Raw genomic sequence first — 19,439 nt, forward strand, 5'->3', positions numbered from 1 at the left:
AGTCCAGCGAGATAATTAATAAAATTGATGATGATTTTGAAGAGATTTAAGATTGTTGAAGGTTGAGTTAGTTAGATCGGAAGAGAAAAAGTAAAGTGTGAAGAGCTTAAACTTTATCTTGCTGGACTGTTTTTTTTTTGCAAAATTTTATCCTTTAAGTTGACTAATATGTATTAATGAACTAAAAGAGATGGAAAAATTGAATTTTTATTTTAAAATATTAAAAAATATGAGATTGTATGATGACGGAGATTACTGCCAGAAGAGTTTTAAAAGAACGAAAAAGCCGGATTAAAGTAAATTCTTTTAAAAATCATACAAAACAAAATCATATAAATAAAAGGGGAAATCATGATGCAAGAGACTAGGAGCCGTAGTAGTGCAGGAGTGGTTGCCTATCCGGCAGTCTTGGATAACACTATGAATGATGGAAATGAATATACAGTTACCTTTCCAGATATTGTTGGTGCTGTTACTCAAGGTTATAATATTCCTCAAGCAGTTCATAATGGGACCGAGGCACTGGGGTTAGTTCTTTTTGATGAAAAAGAGTTGCCTATACCTAGTGATTTAAAAAAAATCCAAAAAGAGTATCCGGATACCATTGTGACACTAATTGGCACGGACTTAAATGAGATTGCTAAAAGAGTAAGAACACCAGTGGTTAAAAAAAACACTGCACTTCCAACGGATTTAGCGGAAGCAGCTGAAAAAAAGTAAATTAATTTTTCTGCTACATTGAAAGAAGCTCTGGAAAAAAAGTTGCAAAAAGAATCAGAAATTGGATAGCGGTATCTTAAGGAACAGCAGAATGATTTTAATTAGTGAGGCGCACTAATGATTAAATCTATGCACGATGCGTATTTGGCATTAACGCAACATTTGAGTACTAGCAAAATATTGCGATTACGGCGTGTCACTTTACTATGGAGTAATTCTAGTTAAACGAAGAATTTTAACTTGTGAAGCACATTTATAGGGAATTAGTATGTTTAAAATTAGTGTATAGTTCTTTTTATTGCATAGTACTAAATCAGCATATACAGAAAAAGCAAGGGACAACCGACTATAAGCCGGAGGTCTCTTGCTTTTGAAAGAGAAAATAATTAAAAGTACTAAAAAGTTTTTCTCAGGTTTCATAAATAATCTTAGCAACAATGGAAACGCATAGTCGCAAGATTTAAATTGATTGCTGAAATAGCGAATTTTAGTCTTGGTAGGCTACGGTTTCAGCTAATTTCTTTAATGCATTCAAGTTTTGTTTGAACGCATGTTTTGCAATCGGAGCCAGCAGACTTGTTGGCAAAAACAGAGAAACACTGTCTTTAAGCAACAGAGTTTGTTCAACAATCATTTGATGGCCTGCATTCGTCATTTTGAAGATAGCGTCGTATTCTAAACGTCCTCCAGTGCTGTGGTAAATAATGCTGTCAGCAGTAGCTTCAACAGTTAAAGTTTCCTGCTGGTTGAGAGCAGAAGTAGTTCGTTTAATGTGAAAATGATTTTCTTCCGCTTCGACGACTTGAACTTCTGGGACCCATTCAAGCAGATGCTGTGGATTTTTAAGTAAATCCCGAATGACCTCTTGACTGGTGTTAATGGTAATAAAATTTGTAAATAATTCTTTCATAATGTTGTAGCTCCTCTCAGTTGATGATCTAAGCATAGCTGAAAGGAGTAAGCAGCAAAAATAAGAGTTCTTATATTTTAGAATTTGCGGAAAATTTTTTCATTGAAGAGTTCCTTAAAAATGACAGAACGTTGTTCAGATTCATTTTTTTGATTTTCATTGTCTAATTTTTGTGCGGCCTTGGCTAGTAAATAATAGATGTTCGCCAGCATATAATGCGAATCATGCGCAACAATAAAGTCGATCCCTGCTAAAAGCCGATGCACACATTCAGTATAATTCAAATTCTGATAGGCAGAAAAAGCACTTAAGTAATAAAGAATGTTGAGATTAGGCGAGTAGGGTGTGGTTTCCAATTCAGCAAACGCCTGCTGATATAGACTAGCAATTCCTTTTTTTGCATCACTGTTGTTTTTTAAAAAGGCTAGGCTGCCGAAACAAAGTCGATCGAGTGTGCTTAAAGGTGTTCCCGTTTTGTGTTCTGCCAGAGCCAGCTTGAGGTCTTCACTGGCACGCTCTGTTTTCTTCGAAGTTTGAAATTCAGCCACGGCCAGATAATAATAATAAGATTGCGTTTGCGCAGATGACACAATAGTGGAAAGTACAACATGTGACTGCAAGAAAGCCAATAATTCAGTATATTGGTGAGCATTGCACAGTGTATCCAGAGTATTATTGAAGTCCGAATTGCTTGAGACAGCATAATTTTGCGCCAGACTCAAACTTTCCAGACTGATAGCCAGACGTTGACAAAGAGCAATAACGAGTTCAACATTCGGACTATACTTGTCATGTTCAATACTTGAAAGCATTGCCTGCGAGCAAATCTCTCTACTGACCTCTTTTTGCGTCATGTGCTGTTTTTTGCGTGCTTGCTGTAGTATTTTTCCGATAGTTATTGTTTCCGTTCAAATCACCACCATTGCTGTTAATTTAATCATTATAACAGTTTAAACCAGATCGAAATGAGTTTGTCGAAAGTTTGGTCCAAGAACTTATCTATTTTCAGCAACTACTTTTTATTTATACAGAAGTTCTTCTTTCCCGACATTGTAGCCCCTAATGTATTCTGAAATTTCCGATACACGTCCATTAGTCAATTTGTTAATCAATTTAGCTAATTCTTCGGGATAATGGCGGAATTCATGCTGTGTCTTATAATCTTGAATGGCTTGCTGATAACCAAGCTGATAATCAGCCATATTGTTCTGCTGATATGAGCAGTTTTTAGAGGAATAATCGGTTTTTGACCAATTATGTTCGTTATATGTCTGGAAGTTTTCCTGTTCATAGTTGTTTTTTACAAAATCATGTATTTCTTGCAGCATCATGAATCACCTCGCTTTCTTGATCAACTTGAACCAGAGAATTCCGACAAATGGAAGGACAGTAACACAAAAAGAAATAAAAAACTTTGTCAGATCAGTGTTGATTGAGTTGTGACCAAGTAATTGGGTTCCAATGGAATATAAATAATAACCCGGGAATAATTTTTGAACGGCAGTTATAAAGTGTTCGAAGCTATTGTTAATGAAAGTGTTAAAAGGCACGATAAAAAGTGCGCCAACGATCATTAGGGGTGCTCCGCTGGCGTCAAGTGCCGCACTTTCCATGGTAAGTCCCAAGACAAAACCGATAACGCTATAATAAATGCCAAAAATATTCAAGAGGGCCAATGTAATCAGCAATGTAGTATTCAGACTGAGCGTTCCCAATATGAGGCCAATGACAACAATAATCAACATGATCATGCTATTCAAGATCAGCTGTGTGATCAGCTGATCTGTCATAAAATGCCAGATCGAGTAATGGGAAAGATTGGCTTTGAGCAGGTAAAAGCGGCGTCCGTTACTGATACGTTTGCTGAAGGTAACGATCGAGTTTCCAGTGAGCCCCATTAGGCAAGCGACAAGAAACCAAATGTATTTTAATGTGGGCGATACTTGTTGATTCGTATGTGTAAGATTGATTATAAATAAATACCAGAAACAAGGAATCAGAATTGTAAATAGGAAAAAGCGGCGATTGCGTAAAATTTGTTTTAGCTGGATCAATTTGATCATTAGGCTTGTTCCTCCCCATCATTGTATTGGCGATACCATTGTTCGATCGTTTGATTGTGGCTATGAATCTTATCAACAGAGATATCTTGGGCAATTTTGCCGTCCTTCAATAATAAAACACGTGAAAAATATTTGTCTATCTGGTTAAAATCATGTGTAATTGTGATAACACAGCCACCGACATGATCCAAGTAACGCCAGAAAAAATCGATCGAACTTAGATCCATGCCGACAGTTGGTTCATCTAAAAGAAGCAGTTTGGATTCGCGCAAGAGAGCAAGCAGCAGCGCTAAACGCCTTTTTTGTCCGCCTGATAATTTGCTGACGTAAGTATTTTTTTGCTTTTCCAGGCGGAATTTGCGAATCATTTGTTCAATAAATGTTCTCGAGTAGACTTTGTCAATCAGCGCGGTTAATTGAACGTGTTCAATTACTGTTAAATCACCCATTAAAACATCATTTTGGGTCATAACATTTAAATCGTTTCTTATATTAATGTGATTTTCGATGTGACCGCTGTCGGCTTCTATTTCGCCATAGATTATCTTGGCGAGGGTTGATTTTCCTGCACCATTGCTCCCAAGCAGAGCAATGCGGTCCTTACCATAGATATTTAAGTTGATTCCTTGCAGTACAGGTTGCGAGAATGCTTTTTTTAACCCGCTGATTTTGATAATAAGATCGTTAAGTTTTTCCTTACCCAGAATTAAAAAGTCCAGGTCGACTCCCAGTACTTCACTTAAGTTGATCAGTTTATCAATTCCAGGTTCTGCCTCACCATTTTCCCATTTTGAAATGGATTGGCGTGAAACATATAGTTTGCGTGCGAGATCATTTTGAGATAGATTTTTTCGTCTCCGCAATGTTATTAATTGGTGTGAAAAGATATTAGTCATAGTATGTATTAACCTCCTGCTGAATACTCTTTTTATTATCCATTAGAATGGGGTGAAGTAAACAGCTACCTTGTCTACTTATGGATGCTGAGTACGCAACTTCAGGTTGCATCGCTGATCTATCAACATTTGAAAACGCTAGTTAAATGGATTTAGCTCAATCAGATTGACAAGAGCAAGCTTGAATAAGATGAATTAATTGAAGATTTGAATTGGAAATTCTTATTTAAACAATAGGAATAATTTATGTGCAAAATAAATTTCACACAGAATTATTCCTAAAGGAAAAATAAAAGAGGTTGATTCGATTAAGAAAGTGCCTAAAATTATTTACTTGACAAAAGATTTCCTGAAAGATAGAATGTTAAACTAATGAGAGAATAATAATAATTTAATGCAATGAAAAGATGAGTAACTGCTGTAATTGTGCTAAGAAAGCTCATGTAGTGATGAAAATGAGCGACAATCAAGCGGTGAAGATGGTCTTGGAGCGGTATGTTTTCGAGCATTTGTAAGAAGGCATTGTGTGGTATTCATTAACGTACCGGAGTATGGCATTGTTGCTGTACTCTCAGAGTTGTTTAATGCAAATTAGACAAAATAAAAGGTGGTACCGCGATCGTTTCGTTCGTCCTTGGAATAAATAATTAATTATTTATTTCAAGGGCTTTTTTTGTATTAAGAATAAAGGAGAGAGATCAATGGCAAACGCAACTAGTGCAACACAATATCCAAGTAGGTATGATATCGCAGGCAGTTTCTTAAGACCCGAAAGGTTGAAAAAAGCCCGCACAGCTTTTCAGCAAGGAAAGCTTGGACGCGCAGATTTGACAGCAATCGAAGATGAAGAAATTAAAAAGATCGTCGATAAGCAAGTTGAATTAGGCTTAAAGGATGTAACCGATGGCGAATTCAGACGCAGTTGGTGGCATTTAGACTTTTTTGATGGTTTAAAGGGCGCAGAATTTTTTGAACCGGACCATGGTTTTGTTTTCAACGGACAAGAGACTAGAAAGGGCGGTATCAAGATCGAAGATAAGCTTGCTTATAATCCTGAGCATCCGTTCTTTGCCGGTTTTGAGTATTTAAACAGCGTCGTCCCTGAAGGTGTGGTGGCAAAACAGACAATTCCAAGTCCATCTGTCTTTTTCCCAAATAAGGACGCTGAAGTTTATGATGAACATTATCAATATGACTTAGAAGCATTTTTAGCTGATGAGATCGAAGCTTATCAAAAAACGGTGCAGCATTTCTATGATCTTGGTTGTCGTTATCTCCAAATTGACGACACTTCATGGGGAATGTGGGCAAGTTTTTCAAAGAATGTAATCAATCCTGAGCTAAAACCATTATGCGAGGCAGCAGTTAAGGCTATTAATGCCATCGCGGATAATAAACCGGATGATCTTGTCTTGACAATGCATATCTGTCGCGGCAATTATGATTCAAATTGGGCAGGTGCTGGTGCATATGATCCTGTTGCGGACTACCTAGCACAGTTGCATATTGATGGTTATTTCTTGGAATACGATGATGAACGTTCAGGCGGTTTCGAACCATTGAAGAAAATCGCTGATAATGGTCGTTCACAACGCGTGGTACTTGGGTTAGTTACTACTAAAAAAGCAGAATTAGAAGACAAAGCTTTACTAAAAGAAAGAATTGCTGACGCAAGTCAGTATGTTCAGCTGGATGACTTATGTTTGTCTCCACAATGTGGTTTTGCTTCGACTGAAGAAGGAAATCATCTGACTGAAGATGACCAGTGGAAGAAAATTCAATTAGTGGTTGAAACAGCAAAGGAAGTTTGGCATAGCTAATTTTTTTACCAGTTCTTGAATAAACTTAATAGAAAGACATCTTCAAAATCAGAGAGAACTCATGATGATGGAGATGTTTTTTATTGTCTCGGACCACAAAAATTGGATAAATAGTTGATGAATTGAATTCCTATGTTCATTCCATTCATAGTATCTCAAATGCTTTTTGTTGAATTTAATTTGATTTTTGTTTTAACAATGTTAATATTAAATAAATAATGTTAAAGAAAGGGTGAAGAAATGGATTGGTTTATTACATTAGAACCAGAGGATCAAGAATTTATTAAGCAACTCGTCATGGCCTCAGGTTCTCTGAAGCAATTGGCTAAAATCTATGCAGTCAGTTATCCAACTGTCAGACTGCGTCTCAATAAGATTATTCAAAAAATTGGTTTGCATGATCAGCAGGGGGATGATGTTTTTGTGACCAAAGTTATGCAGATGGTAATTGATGAAAAAGTTTCTTTAGCTATAGCCAAGGAACTGATTCAGGTATATAAGGAGGAAAAAAAGAAGAATGCTTGATTTTAAGGGTTATTTATATGCACTTTTGTTTGTTATCGTTTTACATATTTTAGACCGTTACCTGCCCAAATGGTTTGGAGCGATCCCGGGAACAGTCTATCTATTATTTATTCTTTATAAAATGTTTACACAAGGATTTACTTTGCCGATGTTTGTTGTTTTGATCGGTGGCGAGGTAATTCTGAACGGAATCTGGTTTGAAGCGACCGAGTCTCGAAATAAAAAAGCGCAAAAAGAATTGGAGAAGATGAAGGCAAAGGACATCTCAGACAAACCACTATAGTCCGTGTCATTTTGTCAAACGTTTGATTTTCAAAATGAGAGCCAAGCCGCTTTCCTCGTTATTTTTTTGTGTAAATGAGATAATACACTTGCTGATTGATTCAATAAGAAGCACTTAGAGGAGGAGTTTTATGTCAATTTTAACTGAGACATTTACTTTAAATAATGGAGTTAAGATTCCCAAGGTCGGTTTTGGTACTTGGCAGATTCCAGATGGAAAACAAACTTATGATGCTGTCGCAGCAGCTTTAAAAGCTGGTTATCGCCACATTGACACTGCGAAAGTTTATCGTAATGAGAGAAGTGTTGGGAAGGCTATTCGTGATTCAGGAATAAAGCGTGAGGATATCTTTCTGACATCTAAACTACCTGCTGAAACAAAGACATATGCCGGTGCGATCGAAGATTTTCGTTCAACGATGGATGCACTTGATGCAGGCTATCTTGACTTGTATCTAGTGCATGCTCCGTGGCCATGGGCAGAAAAAGGTGCTAATTATGATAAAGAAAACATTGAAGTATGGAAAGCTATGCAAGATATCTATGCTAGTGGAAAAGTCAGAGCAATCGGTGTTTCTAACTTCAATGCCCATGATTTGCAGAATATCCTTGCACGTGCCGAAGTAAAACCGGCAATTGATCAGATTCGGTACTTTGTTGGTTACACGGAACCGCAGACGACCAAGTTCGCCAAGGATAACGATATTCTGGTTGAGGCATACTCGCCATTAGCAACAGGCGGCATTTTACAAAATGCTGCTATCAAAGAAATAGCTGCTAAATATAATGTCAGTGTTGCGCAGTTAGCGATCAAGTTCGTTCTGCAAAATGCTGTTCTGCCATTACCCAAGGCTGCCCATGAAGAACATATTAAGAATAATGCACAGTTGAATTTTGAAATTTCCGTGGAAGATATGCTGAAGCTGAATGGTTTGACAGAGACTAATCTAAATAGGTAGAAATACAGAAAAACTGTGTTTTTAAAGAGGACCGCCTCTAAAAAACAGATAGCATAATTATCTTTTTTAGACGACCAAAAGAAAGGTACCAAGCCAGAAATCTTAGCTTGGTACCTTTTAATATCAGTTGCATTTGGCATGGATTACCAATATTGATATTTTAAATTATTTTTTGTGTGAAACAATATTTTTGACAGCGTTTACTGTGGGCGGTATTCTAGGCGTAAGAACCAAGTTCAGAAAGACTGCAGGCTTTTGATGAAGATAACAGTAAAAGATAGGAAAAAGATAAATTTCAGTTGGGTTTAATTCTAGCGTAAGTTTAAATTCCAAATTCAGTCGCGAGCTCTCTCAGTGTATAAACTCAGGGAGCTCTCTTTTATAATTGAAAATCAAATGAAGATATAGATAAGCAAGGTAGTTTTTCGGACGGAAAGAAAGCTCATATGTAGTTGGTCGTTTTTTATATTCTAGATAGGAAAGAATTGTGCGAAAAAGTTTCAGTTAACATTACCGTTAAAGCAGATCCTATCATATTAGGTCAGGAGTGAACCGTGTATGAAAATTTTAATTTGTGTTGAGAATTTGCAAATGGATGGAGTTAAGCGGGTGGCAACGGTAATTGGAAACAAATTGGCTGAAAAGTATGAGCTTTTCTACTATTCATTGTCCACTGACAAGTCTTTTTTTGACCTAGAGGCTACCTTAATAAAAGCCAGGCATCCGATTAATTCGGGAAAAAGTTTTCGCGAGGATCAGCCACTCCAAAAAAATGGCAGGCAGATTGAGGATTTGATCGAAACTATTAAAGAAATAAAGATTGATATCGTTATTCTAAATGCAGGACTCTTTACGAGCTTTGCACCATTGATACAGCAAAAGGTGCCTGCAGTCAAGTTGATTGCGTGGATGCATAACAATTATAAAACGTATATGGAACAATATTATAAGGACATGAAACCAGAGCTTTTGGCTGGACTTGAAGCTGTTGATGCAATAGTGACCTTGACAGAAAAAGATGCAGTCGAATTTGCGAAACATAATTCTAATACAATAAAAATACACAATCCGATTACACTTGAAAGCAATGGCAGAAGTGAGCTGACTAAAAAGAATATTATATCTGTTTGCAGGTTAGATACTCAGCATAAAGGACTTGATTATCTCTTGGATCTAGCACCGTATCTACCGGATGATTGGCAGATAGAATTGGTAGGTGAGGGAGCGGACAAAGAGTGGTTAGAGAATAATATTACATTGAAAAACTTGGACAAGAAGGTTTTGTTGTTGGGACCACTAACTGGCTGTGAACTGCAAAAATGTTATAGAGAAGCCTCGATATTCTTGACGACTTCCAGATGGGAAGGTTTGCCTTTAGTTATAGGAGAAGCTATGAATTTTGGCTTACCAGTTGTCAGTATGTGGAATACAGGGGCCCAGGAATACCTTCAAAATGGAAAGTACGGGATATTGCTTAATGATCATAATGTGATGAATCTTTACAAAAAAATACTTCCCTTGATGAACAGTTTAGTCTGCAGGCAGCATTTTAGTGAACTATCCATTCAGCGTGCACGAGACTTTCGCTTGGAGCGCATCATTGAAGAGTGGGTTTTATTGTTTAATAGGTTGATCAAACATGAAAGGACAAGCTGACAGAGCAGTTTCAAATTGCAAGCTGAAATATTAGCACATAATTTTTTGCAAAAAATGTATCGAGCAATCAAGTAAGTAGGAGATGCCTAGAATTAGAATATGGAAAGTGGAGGTGCTTGCCATTGGAAACGCAAATTGATTATTTTTTAAGATTGATCGAAGCAGTGATCTATGGCGGATTAGTTGGTTATGAACGGCAGCTTCGCTTAAAATCGGCCGGCATTCGAACCCATATTCTGATTGCACTAGGTGCAGCCTTGATGATGATAATTTCTAAATACGCTTTTTTTGATGTATTAACTTATGCGCAGATAGATTTGGATCCTTCCAGGGTCGCTTCGCAAGTTGTTAGCAGTATTGGTTTCATCGGTGTCGGAGCGATCTTGACTTATCGTCACGGAATCGAAGGACTTACTACTTCTGCCAGTATCTGGTGTGTTACTGCCATCGGGTTAGCAGTTGGGGCAGGGATGCACTTGCTGGCTCTTTTTGCAACGATCTTGATTTTATTAGTCCAGATATTATTACACCATCAACACTTTTTAGATGGACTGCCAGGAGCACTGGAAGGGCGGTTGATCGTTCACCTAAAAGGAGATACGAAAACGATGGGGAAAATTGTTAACGAACTAGAGAATAAAAAAGTCAAGAAACTGCAAGCGATCGTTTTAGCCTACGATTCAGAAAACTTGATCTTCAAACTTAATTTTATTATACAAAAGGAAGAAGAAATGAGCTTTATTGTAACTTTTTTAAGTCAATACGAGCAGATCACAGAAGTAGAGAATGTGAAATCATTTTGAAGAGTTCAGTGTAAAAAATGTATTATTTTATCGCGAAGTATCTTTTCTCCAAGTCATTGCTTGACAAAAAAACGCTCAAATGAGCGTTTTTTTCTATATGAGCCAGTTATTTGTTTTTTGCCAGGATATTTTAATTTAAACTATCCTGCAAATGGTCGCTCAATCTTTGAATAAATAGTTTAATAACCTGCAACTCTGTATCTGAAAAAGTTGATAATATCTTTTCATAATCATCTGTCGCTTGCTTATGCAACACATCATGCGTTTCAGCAACTATTTTTCCTTTATTAGTCAGTTGATATATTTTTGATTTGTTGTTTTCGAGGTAGTTGAATTCAATAAGTCTTTGCTCAACTAATTTTGAGGTTAATCTGGAAACAGCTGGTTTACTGATGTTCAACAACTTTGATAAGAGTGTGTTAGTGCTATTTGGTTCTCTATTAATTAAGGAAAGTATTTCTAATTGTCTCAGTGAGATGTTATTTTCGTCCAACCCATTTTTGATCTTGCTAATTGAACCGGCTTGCCGATTTCTGACTTGTTCTTTGATGCTAAAAAGACTCTGTAGTTCTTGTAAAATTTCGGTTGTTAATTTCCTATGGTCATCCATGTTATTCATTGACACTTCCCATATTAGCCAGATTCTCATTATCTATTGTTTGTGTTATCTCTTCGCAGCGTATAATTTTATTCTTACGTAACGTAAAAACAGCAAAAACCTCAACTGTTCCTTTGGTACCATCTTTTTTTGTTATCAGTACGAGATAATGTAAAAATGCCTGACCTTGATCTTCATCAATAATAAACTCATTAAAACGAGGAACAGAAATACTTGTTGTTATCCGTTTCAAAGTTTTAATGTGACCAACAAATTCATCGTAGTTGCTTGTTTTAAGATCTGTTGTCTGCGTATAAGTTGTATCAAAATACTGCTTTATTTTATCTACACGTAAATTATTTAAGACATCATCATATGTCTCCTCAATAATATCTTTTATTTGTTTTTTATTCATAGATGTTCCTCCTTTCAGTTAACGTGTTAACTATATTCATAAAATGCGTATATGTCAAGGGGAATTGAGGTCGAATCAATAAATAGAAGATTTTAGCGATATAAAATTGCGAACAGGCTCGCAGAGCTATGGACTTTAAAATTAATGGTTAGAGTCAGGCGGAATTCTTCATTTGCTATACTTAAAGCTATATAGAGCTATTCTTTGTTGATAGAACCCGTTTAAAATCGACAAAGCAAAAAAGGTCTATGACATTTTTGCCATAGACCCCAGTTATTATACGATACTGATTAAGCATTCTTGTGTTTATAGATCAGATACAGCACATATCCGATCAATCCGAATAAGATCGGTCCAACGATTTCAAGGAAAAGATCCCAGTATTGCTGGGCTGAAATAGAAGAGACAACAGTTGCACCAATTCCAACGATCAGCAAAATGTCTGTCAGCCCGACGATCAGATAGGTCAGTGAACTGCTTTTGAAGAAGATGAAATCCTGTTTGAGGGGATTTTTAAATTTAAAGAGCGCAAAAGCAGTTACTAGGAAAAGGTAGGGAAGTGTTGATGAGATATTATCCATCAGTGTCAAGACATTATAAAAACTGACTGCGGTTTTACCGCCAAATGAAGTCAGTGCCAGTAAGATCGAAACGATAATTGCCTGTCCCCACATTGCGTTAGCAGGCATTTGATGCCGGTTGAGCTTAGTTAATGAACTAGGCCACAGTGCCTTGGGTGTTCCGAGAATAAAGGACTTGATCGGCATGAAAGCAATCACGAAGAAGGAGCCGCAATAGCTCAGCAGCATCATGAAAGCCGCAAAGCGGGCACACCAGAAGCTAAAAGTTGAAGCCATGCTGTCTAATCCAAGCGAGACCGCAAGTGTATAGCCAAGATTGCTCATCAAGACATAGGTCGTGTTGCCCAGATTGACCGAGGAATCACTGAAAGTTTTAGTCCAGTTGGCGGAAAAACCCCACATGAAGATGAAGAGCGCATAGACGGCAGTGATTGCCAATGTTCCTAGACCCATCGCGATCGCAAAATTCTTTTTAGCATTTTTCATGCGGTCAGAAACACCGCCCAAAGCTTCAATGCCGGCATAAGCATAGACTGCGAAGATGACGAAGGAGACAGTCTGGCTCAGTGATTGATAGCTTTTTCGCGGAGAAACAAAGAGGCTCTTTGGCAAATGAACCGGTTGTGCCAGCTCAAAATGATTTGCGATCAGAACAATGAAGCTGATAACGAAGAAAAAGACAGTGATCGCAACAGCAGCTAAACCGCCGATCGCGGCTAGATGGACAACTTTGCCTAAACCTTTAGTCGAGATAAAGGTGATCGTGCAGAAGAAAATAATGCTGATCAATCCGAGGGTCGTGGTCGAGTCGAGTCCGAAAAGCCGCCACAGATCAGTACGATCCGCGCCGGAAAGGGTCGTTGAGAGCATGATCCAAATCTTGGAAACAGTTGAAACGATCAGAATGATCCATGATGCCAGCCAGACGAAACCGCCAATAAATGCCCACTTAATGCCTAGGGATTTTTGCAGCCATGAATAAACACCGCCGGGTTCATTATGCAGCGCTGAGCCGAACTCGGCGAACATCAAGGAAGAAGGGACGAAGAAGAGCAGTGCAGCAAGAACATACCAGATGATGCCGGCATAACCCATCGTGTAATATGCGATCGAAGTGTTATCGAAGGCAAAAGTCGATGTAAAAATCATCAGCATCATGCTCAAGAGTGTCACTTGCTGTACAGAAGTTGCTTTTTTTGTCAAAGGATTCACCTCATTGGAATAAATAATAGCATGATTAGAAAAAAGAACCGAAAAATTACTGTTTTTTCATTAATCATTCTAAAATTTTACACCAAGACACTGTATAAATAAACTTTATTTTCAGAGTAAATGTATTTTTAGCAGTTATAAAGCCATAAATGTTAAAATTATGCATAGATATAAAAATAAGAAAAAACTTTTTTTCTTATAAAATAAAACAGCGAGCATGGATAGTTTTGGATTAAATCATTCATTGAGTCATGGGGATGTTTAGGCAGCAGGAGTCTCTTCATCAAGAATACTTTTCGCCTTTCGCTGGATACCGGCACGCCAATTATAGATGGTTTGCCGCGAAACACCATACATTCTAGCAATTTCAGCGATCGGTCTCATGAAGAGAAAGCTTTGCTGGAGGTATTTTGCTTCATTTTTGTTACATTGTTTGAGCAGACGTTCATAAAGCTCGCAGTTTAAGGTTTCTTCTTCAGTATCAAGTGTGGTCGGATCAACTGCTTCAAAGACGATTTCGGAATTTGTTCCACTAGTGGAAGGTAAGAGGCTTTCCGTGCTCTGACAATTTGAAATATGCTGCTGTTCCTTACGCAGTATATCCAGTAGGCGCCAACGAATTCGCTGATAGGCAAAAAGCATCAAGTCATGCTCATTGTCACTGGCAGGATGCAGTTTTTTATATGCCAAGTAGGCTTCTGCAAAAATAATTCGGCCTTCTTGCAGAAAGTCTTGGTATTGGGGATGCAGTGGTCCGATGTGCAATTTTTTAAGGACACCATAAACCACGCGTTCCCGTTCTTCAGATAATAGAAAGTCAAATGCTGCCTTTGTTGTCATAATTCAATCACTCCATTATTAATAGGATTAATTCAAGGCCTTGAATCATCTTAAGAATATTAGAATATAAAGTAGTTTAAAATATAGAAAGAAAGCGCTTAAGTGCATAGGAGAAAAGTGTCAACAAAAAAATAAAAAATAATGCTAAATAAAAGTTAGCAAAATTTTTACCTATAATGTATAATGAAACCGTGTTCACAATGTGAACCGGAACCAAAAAATTAGACTAAAGGAAGTGTTTGCAAGATGTCACAAAGAACTGTTGTGCTGGATACAGGTAAGATCGAAAAGATAATCGCACTGGGAGAATTTGACAGGGATATTGAGATACAGGCAGAGAGTACACTGCTCGTTCTTGATTGTCAGAGATATAGGATAAAGAATGTCAAATCAATTATTTTTGATATTCATAAAGGAATCTGCTTGTCAAATTACGAAACAAGGAAATTAGTTAATCGTTTTGTCGAGAAAAGCGCAGTTACATTCGCATTTACACGTGTTTTCATGCAGTACAGGGAACTTACAGGTGCCTTACCTTATGTGTATGGTGAGGTTCTTATGATCCCGCTCTCGGGAGCGACTCAACATTCAACGAACTGGTTTTTCCTTAACAATGTGTCAAGCCATATCTTCAGCAGCGAAGGGGATAAGATTATACTTAATTGTGAAAAAGTGTTCAATGTTGCAGTTAAAATAATCGTCGAGACTAAACGCTCATTTTGCAAACACGTTATTGAGATTGCTCACTCTCTTTATGAATTTCAACATCAGCTATCAATGAAGATCGTTGCCGACCATTATCCAGAGTCGCCCCAAGCGGCAGCCTTCTATGCGATCGATGGTCATCATATGATCAGTGATGAGTTTCTCAATTTTATAGATTTCTACCATAGACAATTTATTAAGGACTTGCTGCGCTCGCAAGGCTTTACGAATCCATCGGAACAACTGATAAATGAAGTCTATACTGATGTAACAAGGAGATTAAATAGGTTAACGTAAGAGTAAAAAGTATTTAACAAATGTCATAAAAGGCTGGCTCAAAAATTAATTTTTGACCCAAGCCTTTTTATTTTGGAAAACATTAATTAATGGTCCATAAAAAAATATCGTTTAGTGATTTTTTTGAATAATATAAGGTGATTTGGAATATGTTTTCTTAATTAATTATAAAAATTCAGTGTTAGAGGTTGATTATTGAACAGTGTACTTAATAAATCTAATTTTCTTTTAACTAAAAAAGTGTTAAAATCAATCTGTGTGTTTAAGAAGATTGATAATTAAAACTTAGTTTGGAGTGACTTTCTTGTCAAAAGATGAAAAAATAAGACATCGTCATCATCATAGAAAAGGAAAGAAAAAGGTTTGGAAGTATATTGTGGGCTTTTTGGTTCTCTTTTTTGCAGTTGATGCCTTGATTATGTTCAAGATGTACCGTGATGCAAAACAAGCAGTTGATACTACCTATAGTAAAGTAAAACATAACAGTGGTCGTAACAGTAACAAAAGTATTAACGCGGGCAAGCCCTTTTCGATTTTACTTTTAGGCACTGATACCGGAGAATACGGTCGTACATATAAAGGACGTTCAGATACTATTATGGTCGCCGTTGTTAATCCTAAGACTGAAACAACGACACTTGCAAGTATACCGCGTGATACTAAGGTCGCGATTCCTGGACACGGTTTTAACAATAAGCTCAATGCTGCCTATGCTTATGATGGGGTCAGCGGTGCAATGAATATTGTTCAAAGCTACCTTAATGTACCGATCGATCATTATATTGAAATGAATATGGGTGGTCTGGTTCAGCTTTCATCGGCATTAGGTTCAATTAAAGTTAATAATGATTTGGATTTTACCAATTTGGGTGTGCACTTTCCTAAAGGTGAAGTCACGATTGACAAGGATAATATCCTAGCCTTTACGCGAATGCGTTATCAAGATCCACGTGGTGATTACGGGCGTCAAAAACGTCAGCGTGAGGTATTAAGTGGTCTGGTTAAGAAGATTACAACGTTGAATGGTGTAATGAAGTATCAGGATGTTCTATCTGCACTTTCGAGCAACATGAAAACTGACATTACATTCGATCAGATGAAGACGATTGCAAGCAAGTATCGCAAGGCTGACAATGTCAAGCAACTTCAGTTGCAAGGCGAAGGTAAAACGATTGACGGTGTTTCCTATGAGGTCGTCCCACAAGCCAATCTTAATAAGGTCTCACAGCAATTACGAACAGCATTGGATTTGAAAAACTAGAACATATTCTGTTAGATATAACAACATAAATCAAGCATTAGCATGGGGTTATCGTACAAGGCGATACTCCATTTTTGTGTACTAAAAATGTGAATAATCGAGTTTAACTGGTGTAGTTTAAATCTGGTTGTCATTGATGATGAAAATAATAGAAATATTTTGTAAACAAAGTTTAATATTAATTTTAAAATATCTGTAATATTGATGAATTAACTAATAAAGAATCTTATATTAATCATTTTATTGAATTGTGGCGTTTTTTTATTCAAAATTGTATTTTTGTTAACAATTATATAATTTTTTGTTAAGAAAGGTATTTAAATAAAAAGATAGAGCGTGTATAATTAAAATGCGTTGTTGTTTAATGTATAAAAATTAATCTTTAGGGGAGCAGTGCTTATGCAGAGAAGTCAGTTCAATGAATATCAGATCATTCATTTGGACCGCTATCGAATTGATCATAGGTATGTTTATAGGACGTTGAAACGCGTGGGGGATTTTGTCTTCAGCTTGGGAGGATTAGTAGCCCTTTCGCCTTTGCTTTTAGTGGTGGCACTGTTAATTAAGCTGGAAGATCATGGGACCGTTTTTTATAAACAGAAGAGGTTGGGCCGTGGCGGTAAAGTTTTTTACATGTATAAGTTTCGTTCAATGTGCATGGATGCAGATGAGAAACTAGCAGAGCTGAAAAAGTATAACGAGGTTGAAGGTGCAATGTTTAAGTTGAAACACGATCCGCGAGTTACGCGGGTTGGTCATTTTATTCGCAAAACCAGCATTGATGAACTGCCACAGTTGGGCAATGTTCTGATGGGCCATATGAGTTTAGTGGGGCCACGTCCACCGCTGCCAAATGAAGTCGCACAGTATAGCAAGTATGATAAGCAGCGCCTTTATGTCACACCGGGTTGTACAGGATTGTGGCAAGTCAGTGGGCGTAATGAAGTTGGTTTCAAAGAGATGGTGGCATTGGATCTCAAGTATATCCAAAAAAGCAACTTATTATATGATTTAGCAATTATTTTAAAGACGATTAAGATTATGATTGTACCCAATGGAGCATATTGAAGTTTAATTCAAAAACATTAAGCGTTAACTATCAATTTTGAATAAATAAAGTTTTATTTGTGTTTGATGTTTTTTGCAAAAATAATAATGTAGTAAATTTAGAGGGAAAGTGTACTAGAGTTTAATGGAGGTTTATTAATATACAGTGGTGGTCTTTATAAGGAAACAATTGTATAATTGCACAGTGTAGTTTGTGTTTAAAAATATTTAGGAGACAACCCGTTCTCTGTGTCATTAGAAAAACGTTTTTATATTTTAATTAACTGAAGGAGTAAATTAATGGTTGAGAAAAGTAACACTGAAGCGACAATTGATATACAACAATTATGGGGGCTATTACGTAAAAATATTATCAGTTTGGTTATATGGATGTTGGTGGGGGGAATCTTAGCATTTATAATTTCCTTTATATTTATGACACCTAAGTACAGCGCAACAACTGATATTTTAGTCAATCAAAAAGTCGATAACGCACAGATGCAATATAATGTACAACAAGCCGATTTACAGGCTATTAATACATATAAGGATGTTTTGAAAAAAGATGTGGTGCTATCGCCAGTACTGAAGCAGATCAGACAACAAGATAACTATAAGGGTAATTTAGAAGATTTGCAAAACGCGATTTCAATTGAAAATCAAACTAATTCACAAGTTTTAAGTGTGACAGTACTTGATAAAAATGCCTATACAGCTGCGGATATTTCCAACACTATAGGCAGCGTTTTTAGTAAAAAGATAAAGAAAATGATGAAAATTGATAATGTTACTGTAGTAACCAAAGCAACTGCTGATACAACGCCTGTTTCTCCTAATAAAAAGCTGAATATTTTAATTGGAGTTGTTCTTGGATTGATTATTGGTGTAGCTATTATTATTATTCGTGATTTACTTGATACAACAGTGAAAGATGAAAAGTATTTAACTGATGAGCTGGGGTTGGTTAGTTTGGGAGCAGTTAGTCATATGAGCAAGAAAACAAATAGACATGCTGTTAGTGTGCTGACAAACAATGGTCAGAGTGTTATGGCACGTCGACGTGTCTAGGAGGGGAAATTTAATGCTAATTTTTAACAAAAAAAAGAAAAAGCAGCTCTCAAATGATTCTATGGAAAATGGGGTCCATATGATTACTGCAGCTGCCCCTAATTCAATCATCTCAGAACAGTTCAAAACGATTCGTACTAATATTCAATTTTCTAATGCTGATAAGACTTATAAATCTTTAATGATGACCTCAAGCTTTGCATCAGAAGGTAAGTCGACTGTTGCTGCAAATTTGGCGGTAACATTTGCAAAACAAGGTTTAAAAACACTTTTGGTTGATGCTGATATGCGTAGACCTACAATTAATGCCACCTTTAGCATTGCAAATCCTAAGGGATTAACAAATTATCTGACTGATCGAGATTTTGATATTAATGAAGCAATTTATGAAACATCGAATGATAATTTATATGTTATGCCAAGTGGACCAGTGCCACCTAATCCGGCGGAATTACTTAATTCTAAGAGGATGGATGCTTTGATTGATTCTTTAGAGAAACAGTTGGACCTTGTCATCTATGATGCTCCACCAGTATTATCTGTTACTGACGCGCAAGTTCTTTCTACCAAAGTTGATGGTACAATTCTAGTGGTTCGTCAGAATATTGCTGAGAAAGAGGCTGTTCGACGTACTATAGAATTACTAAGTCACGTAAAGGCTAATATTATAGGAACACTTTTAAATGATGTCGAGTTCTCAGGCAGTGCCGGATATTACGGCTACGGATATTACGGAAAGAAAGAAAATTATTTGCAGGATTTTTGATTCCTGTAGTTATGT

21 protein-coding genes and 1 other annotated feature are annotated in these 19,439 nt (G+C 36.9%); of the genes, 12 read left to right on the forward strand and 9 right to left on the reverse strand.

Translation table 11 applies throughout. The features are described 5' to 3' along the window. Window positions 1-354 precede the first annotated feature (354 nt). Window positions 355-720: a type II toxin-antitoxin system HicB family antitoxin gene (locus FD20_RS09555; RefSeq protein ID WP_057738057.1), complete on the forward strand. Its 366-nt coding sequence runs from the start codon at window positions 355-357 to the stop codon at window positions 718-720. A gap of 487 nt (window positions 721-1,207) precedes the next feature. On the opposite strand, the gene FD20_RS09560 is transcribed toward FD20_RS09555, so the two are convergent. The 5 genes from FD20_RS09560 to FD20_RS09580 all read right to left on the reverse strand — a co-directional run bounded on the left by FD20_RS09560 (window position 1,208) and on the right by FD20_RS09580 (window position 4,589). Then, on the reverse strand, window positions 1,208-1,630 hold the full coding sequence (locus tag FD20_RS09560) for an SRPBCC family protein (RefSeq protein WP_057738059.1): 423 nt from the start codon (window positions 1,628-1,630) through the stop codon (window positions 1,208-1,210). 77 nt (window positions 1,631-1,707) lie between these two features. Next, the gene (locus FD20_RS09565; protein ID WP_268871951.1) at window positions 1,708-2,529 is read right to left on the reverse strand and encodes a helix-turn-helix domain-containing protein; all 822 of its coding nucleotides are present in this window, start codon (window positions 2,527-2,529) and stop codon (window positions 1,708-1,710) included. 120 nt (window positions 2,530-2,649) lie between these two features. Further along, a complete protein-coding gene (locus FD20_RS09570) occupies window positions 2,650-2,961 on the reverse strand; it encodes a hypothetical protein (protein WP_157060892.1) in 312 nt (103 codons plus the stop codon). A 3-nt stretch (window positions 2,962-2,964) separates the two neighbouring features. After that, on the reverse strand, window positions 2,965-3,693 hold the full coding sequence (locus FD20_RS09575; protein ID WP_057738064.1) for a hypothetical protein: 729 nt from the start codon (window positions 3,691-3,693) through the stop codon (window positions 2,965-2,967). After that, complete coding sequence (locus FD20_RS09580) at window positions 3,693-4,589, reverse strand: XRE family transcriptional regulator (RefSeq protein WP_057738066.1); 897 nt, start codon at window positions 4,587-4,589, stop codon at window positions 3,693-3,695. Before FD20_RS09580 ends, FD20_RS09575 begins: the two co-directional genes overlap by 1 nt. A gap of 390 nt (window positions 4,590-4,979) precedes the next feature. Then, window positions 4,980-5,228, forward strand: a binding site (T-box leader). A 62-nt stretch (window positions 5,229-5,290) separates the two neighbouring features. On the opposite strand from FD20_RS09580, the gene FD20_RS09585 reads away from it, so the two are divergent. The 6 genes from FD20_RS09585 (at window position 5,291) to FD20_RS09610 (ending at window position 10,634) form a co-directional block, all read left to right on the forward strand. Continuing rightward, a complete protein-coding gene (locus tag FD20_RS09585; RefSeq protein WP_057738067.1) occupies window positions 5,291-6,409 on the forward strand; it encodes a 5-methyltetrahydropteroyltriglutamate--homocysteine S-methyltransferase in 1,119 nt (372 codons plus the stop codon). A gap of 240 nt (window positions 6,410-6,649) precedes the next feature. Next, window positions 6,650-6,934, forward strand: coding sequence for a DUF2089 family protein (locus FD20_RS09590; protein WP_057738069.1), 285 nt, complete (start codon window positions 6,650-6,652; stop codon window positions 6,932-6,934). Next, window positions 6,927-7,217 carry a hypothetical protein gene (locus FD20_RS09595; RefSeq protein WP_057738071.1) on the forward strand — a complete coding sequence of 97 codons (291 nt, stop codon included), beginning with the start codon at window positions 6,927-6,929 and terminating at the stop codon, window positions 7,215-7,217. Before FD20_RS09590 ends, FD20_RS09595 begins: the two co-directional genes overlap by 8 nt. 130 nt (window positions 7,218-7,347) lie before the next feature. Next, window positions 7,348-8,175 (forward strand): aldo/keto reductase, encoded by an 828-nt coding sequence (locus tag FD20_RS09600; RefSeq protein WP_057738073.1) that lies wholly within the window; start codon window positions 7,348-7,350, stop codon window positions 8,173-8,175. A 558-nt stretch (window positions 8,176-8,733) separates the two neighbouring features. Continuing rightward, window positions 8,734-9,831, forward strand: a complete 1,098-nt coding sequence (locus tag FD20_RS09605) for a glycosyltransferase (RefSeq protein ID WP_057738075.1) — start codon at window positions 8,734-8,736, stop codon at window positions 9,829-9,831. A gap of 122 nt (window positions 9,832-9,953) precedes the next feature. After that, a complete protein-coding gene (locus tag FD20_RS09610) occupies window positions 9,954-10,634 on the forward strand; it encodes an MgtC/SapB family protein (protein WP_057738077.1) in 681 nt (226 codons plus the stop codon). A gap of 130 nt (window positions 10,635-10,764) precedes the next feature. Here FD20_RS09610 and FD20_RS09615 read toward each other — a convergent pair whose 3' ends face one another. From FD20_RS09615 to FD20_RS09630, 4 genes are all read right to left on the reverse strand, one after another. Further along, a complete protein-coding gene (locus tag FD20_RS09615; RefSeq protein WP_057738079.1) occupies window positions 10,765-11,253 on the reverse strand; it encodes a MarR family winged helix-turn-helix transcriptional regulator in 489 nt (162 codons plus the stop codon). Next, entirely contained in the window at window positions 11,246-11,647 is a 402-nt protein-coding gene (locus FD20_RS09620) for a hypothetical protein (protein ID WP_057738081.1), read from the reverse strand. Before FD20_RS09620 ends, FD20_RS09615 begins: the two co-directional genes overlap by 8 nt. A gap of 290 nt (window positions 11,648-11,937) precedes the next feature. Beyond that, window positions 11,938-13,431 (reverse strand): glutamate/gamma-aminobutyrate family transporter YjeM, encoded by a 1,494-nt coding sequence (gene yjeM / locus FD20_RS09625; protein ID WP_235807755.1) that lies wholly within the window; start codon window positions 13,429-13,431, stop codon window positions 11,938-11,940. A 270-nt stretch (window positions 13,432-13,701) separates the two neighbouring features. Beyond that, a complete protein-coding gene (locus FD20_RS09630; RefSeq protein WP_057738083.1) occupies window positions 13,702-14,280 on the reverse strand; it encodes a sigma-70 RNA polymerase sigma factor region 4 domain-containing protein in 579 nt (192 codons plus the stop codon). Window positions 14,281-14,526: 246 nt separating this feature from the next. Here FD20_RS09630 and FD20_RS09635 point away from each other — a divergent pair, with 246 nt between their 5' ends. From FD20_RS09635 to FD20_RS09655, 5 genes are all read left to right on the forward strand, one after another. Next, window positions 14,527-15,282, forward strand: coding sequence for a hypothetical protein (locus FD20_RS09635; protein ID WP_057738085.1), 756 nt, complete (start codon window positions 14,527-14,529; stop codon window positions 15,280-15,282). A gap of 304 nt (window positions 15,283-15,586) precedes the next feature. Beyond that, window positions 15,587-16,543, forward strand: coding sequence for an LCP family glycopolymer transferase (locus FD20_RS09640; protein WP_157060893.1), 957 nt, complete (start codon window positions 15,587-15,589; stop codon window positions 16,541-16,543). Between the two features lie 399 nt (window positions 16,544-16,942). Then, window positions 16,943-17,611 carry a sugar transferase gene (locus FD20_RS09645; RefSeq protein ID WP_057738087.1) on the forward strand — a complete coding sequence of 223 codons (669 nt, stop codon included), beginning with the start codon at window positions 16,943-16,945 and terminating at the stop codon, window positions 17,609-17,611. Between the two features lie 279 nt (window positions 17,612-17,890). Further along, entirely contained in the window at window positions 17,891-18,658 is a 768-nt protein-coding gene (locus FD20_RS09650) for a YveK family protein (protein ID WP_057738089.1), read from the forward strand. Between the two features lie 13 nt (window positions 18,659-18,671). Beyond that, a complete protein-coding gene (locus FD20_RS09655) occupies window positions 18,672-19,424 on the forward strand; it encodes a CpsD/CapB family tyrosine-protein kinase (RefSeq protein WP_057738091.1) in 753 nt (250 codons plus the stop codon). Window positions 19,425-19,439 lie beyond the last annotated feature (15 nt).

It is taken from the genome of Liquorilactobacillus uvarum DSM 19971, assembly GCF_001434935.1.
Classification (GTDB): Bacteria; Bacillota; Bacilli; order Lactobacillales; family Lactobacillaceae; genus Liquorilactobacillus; species Liquorilactobacillus uvarum.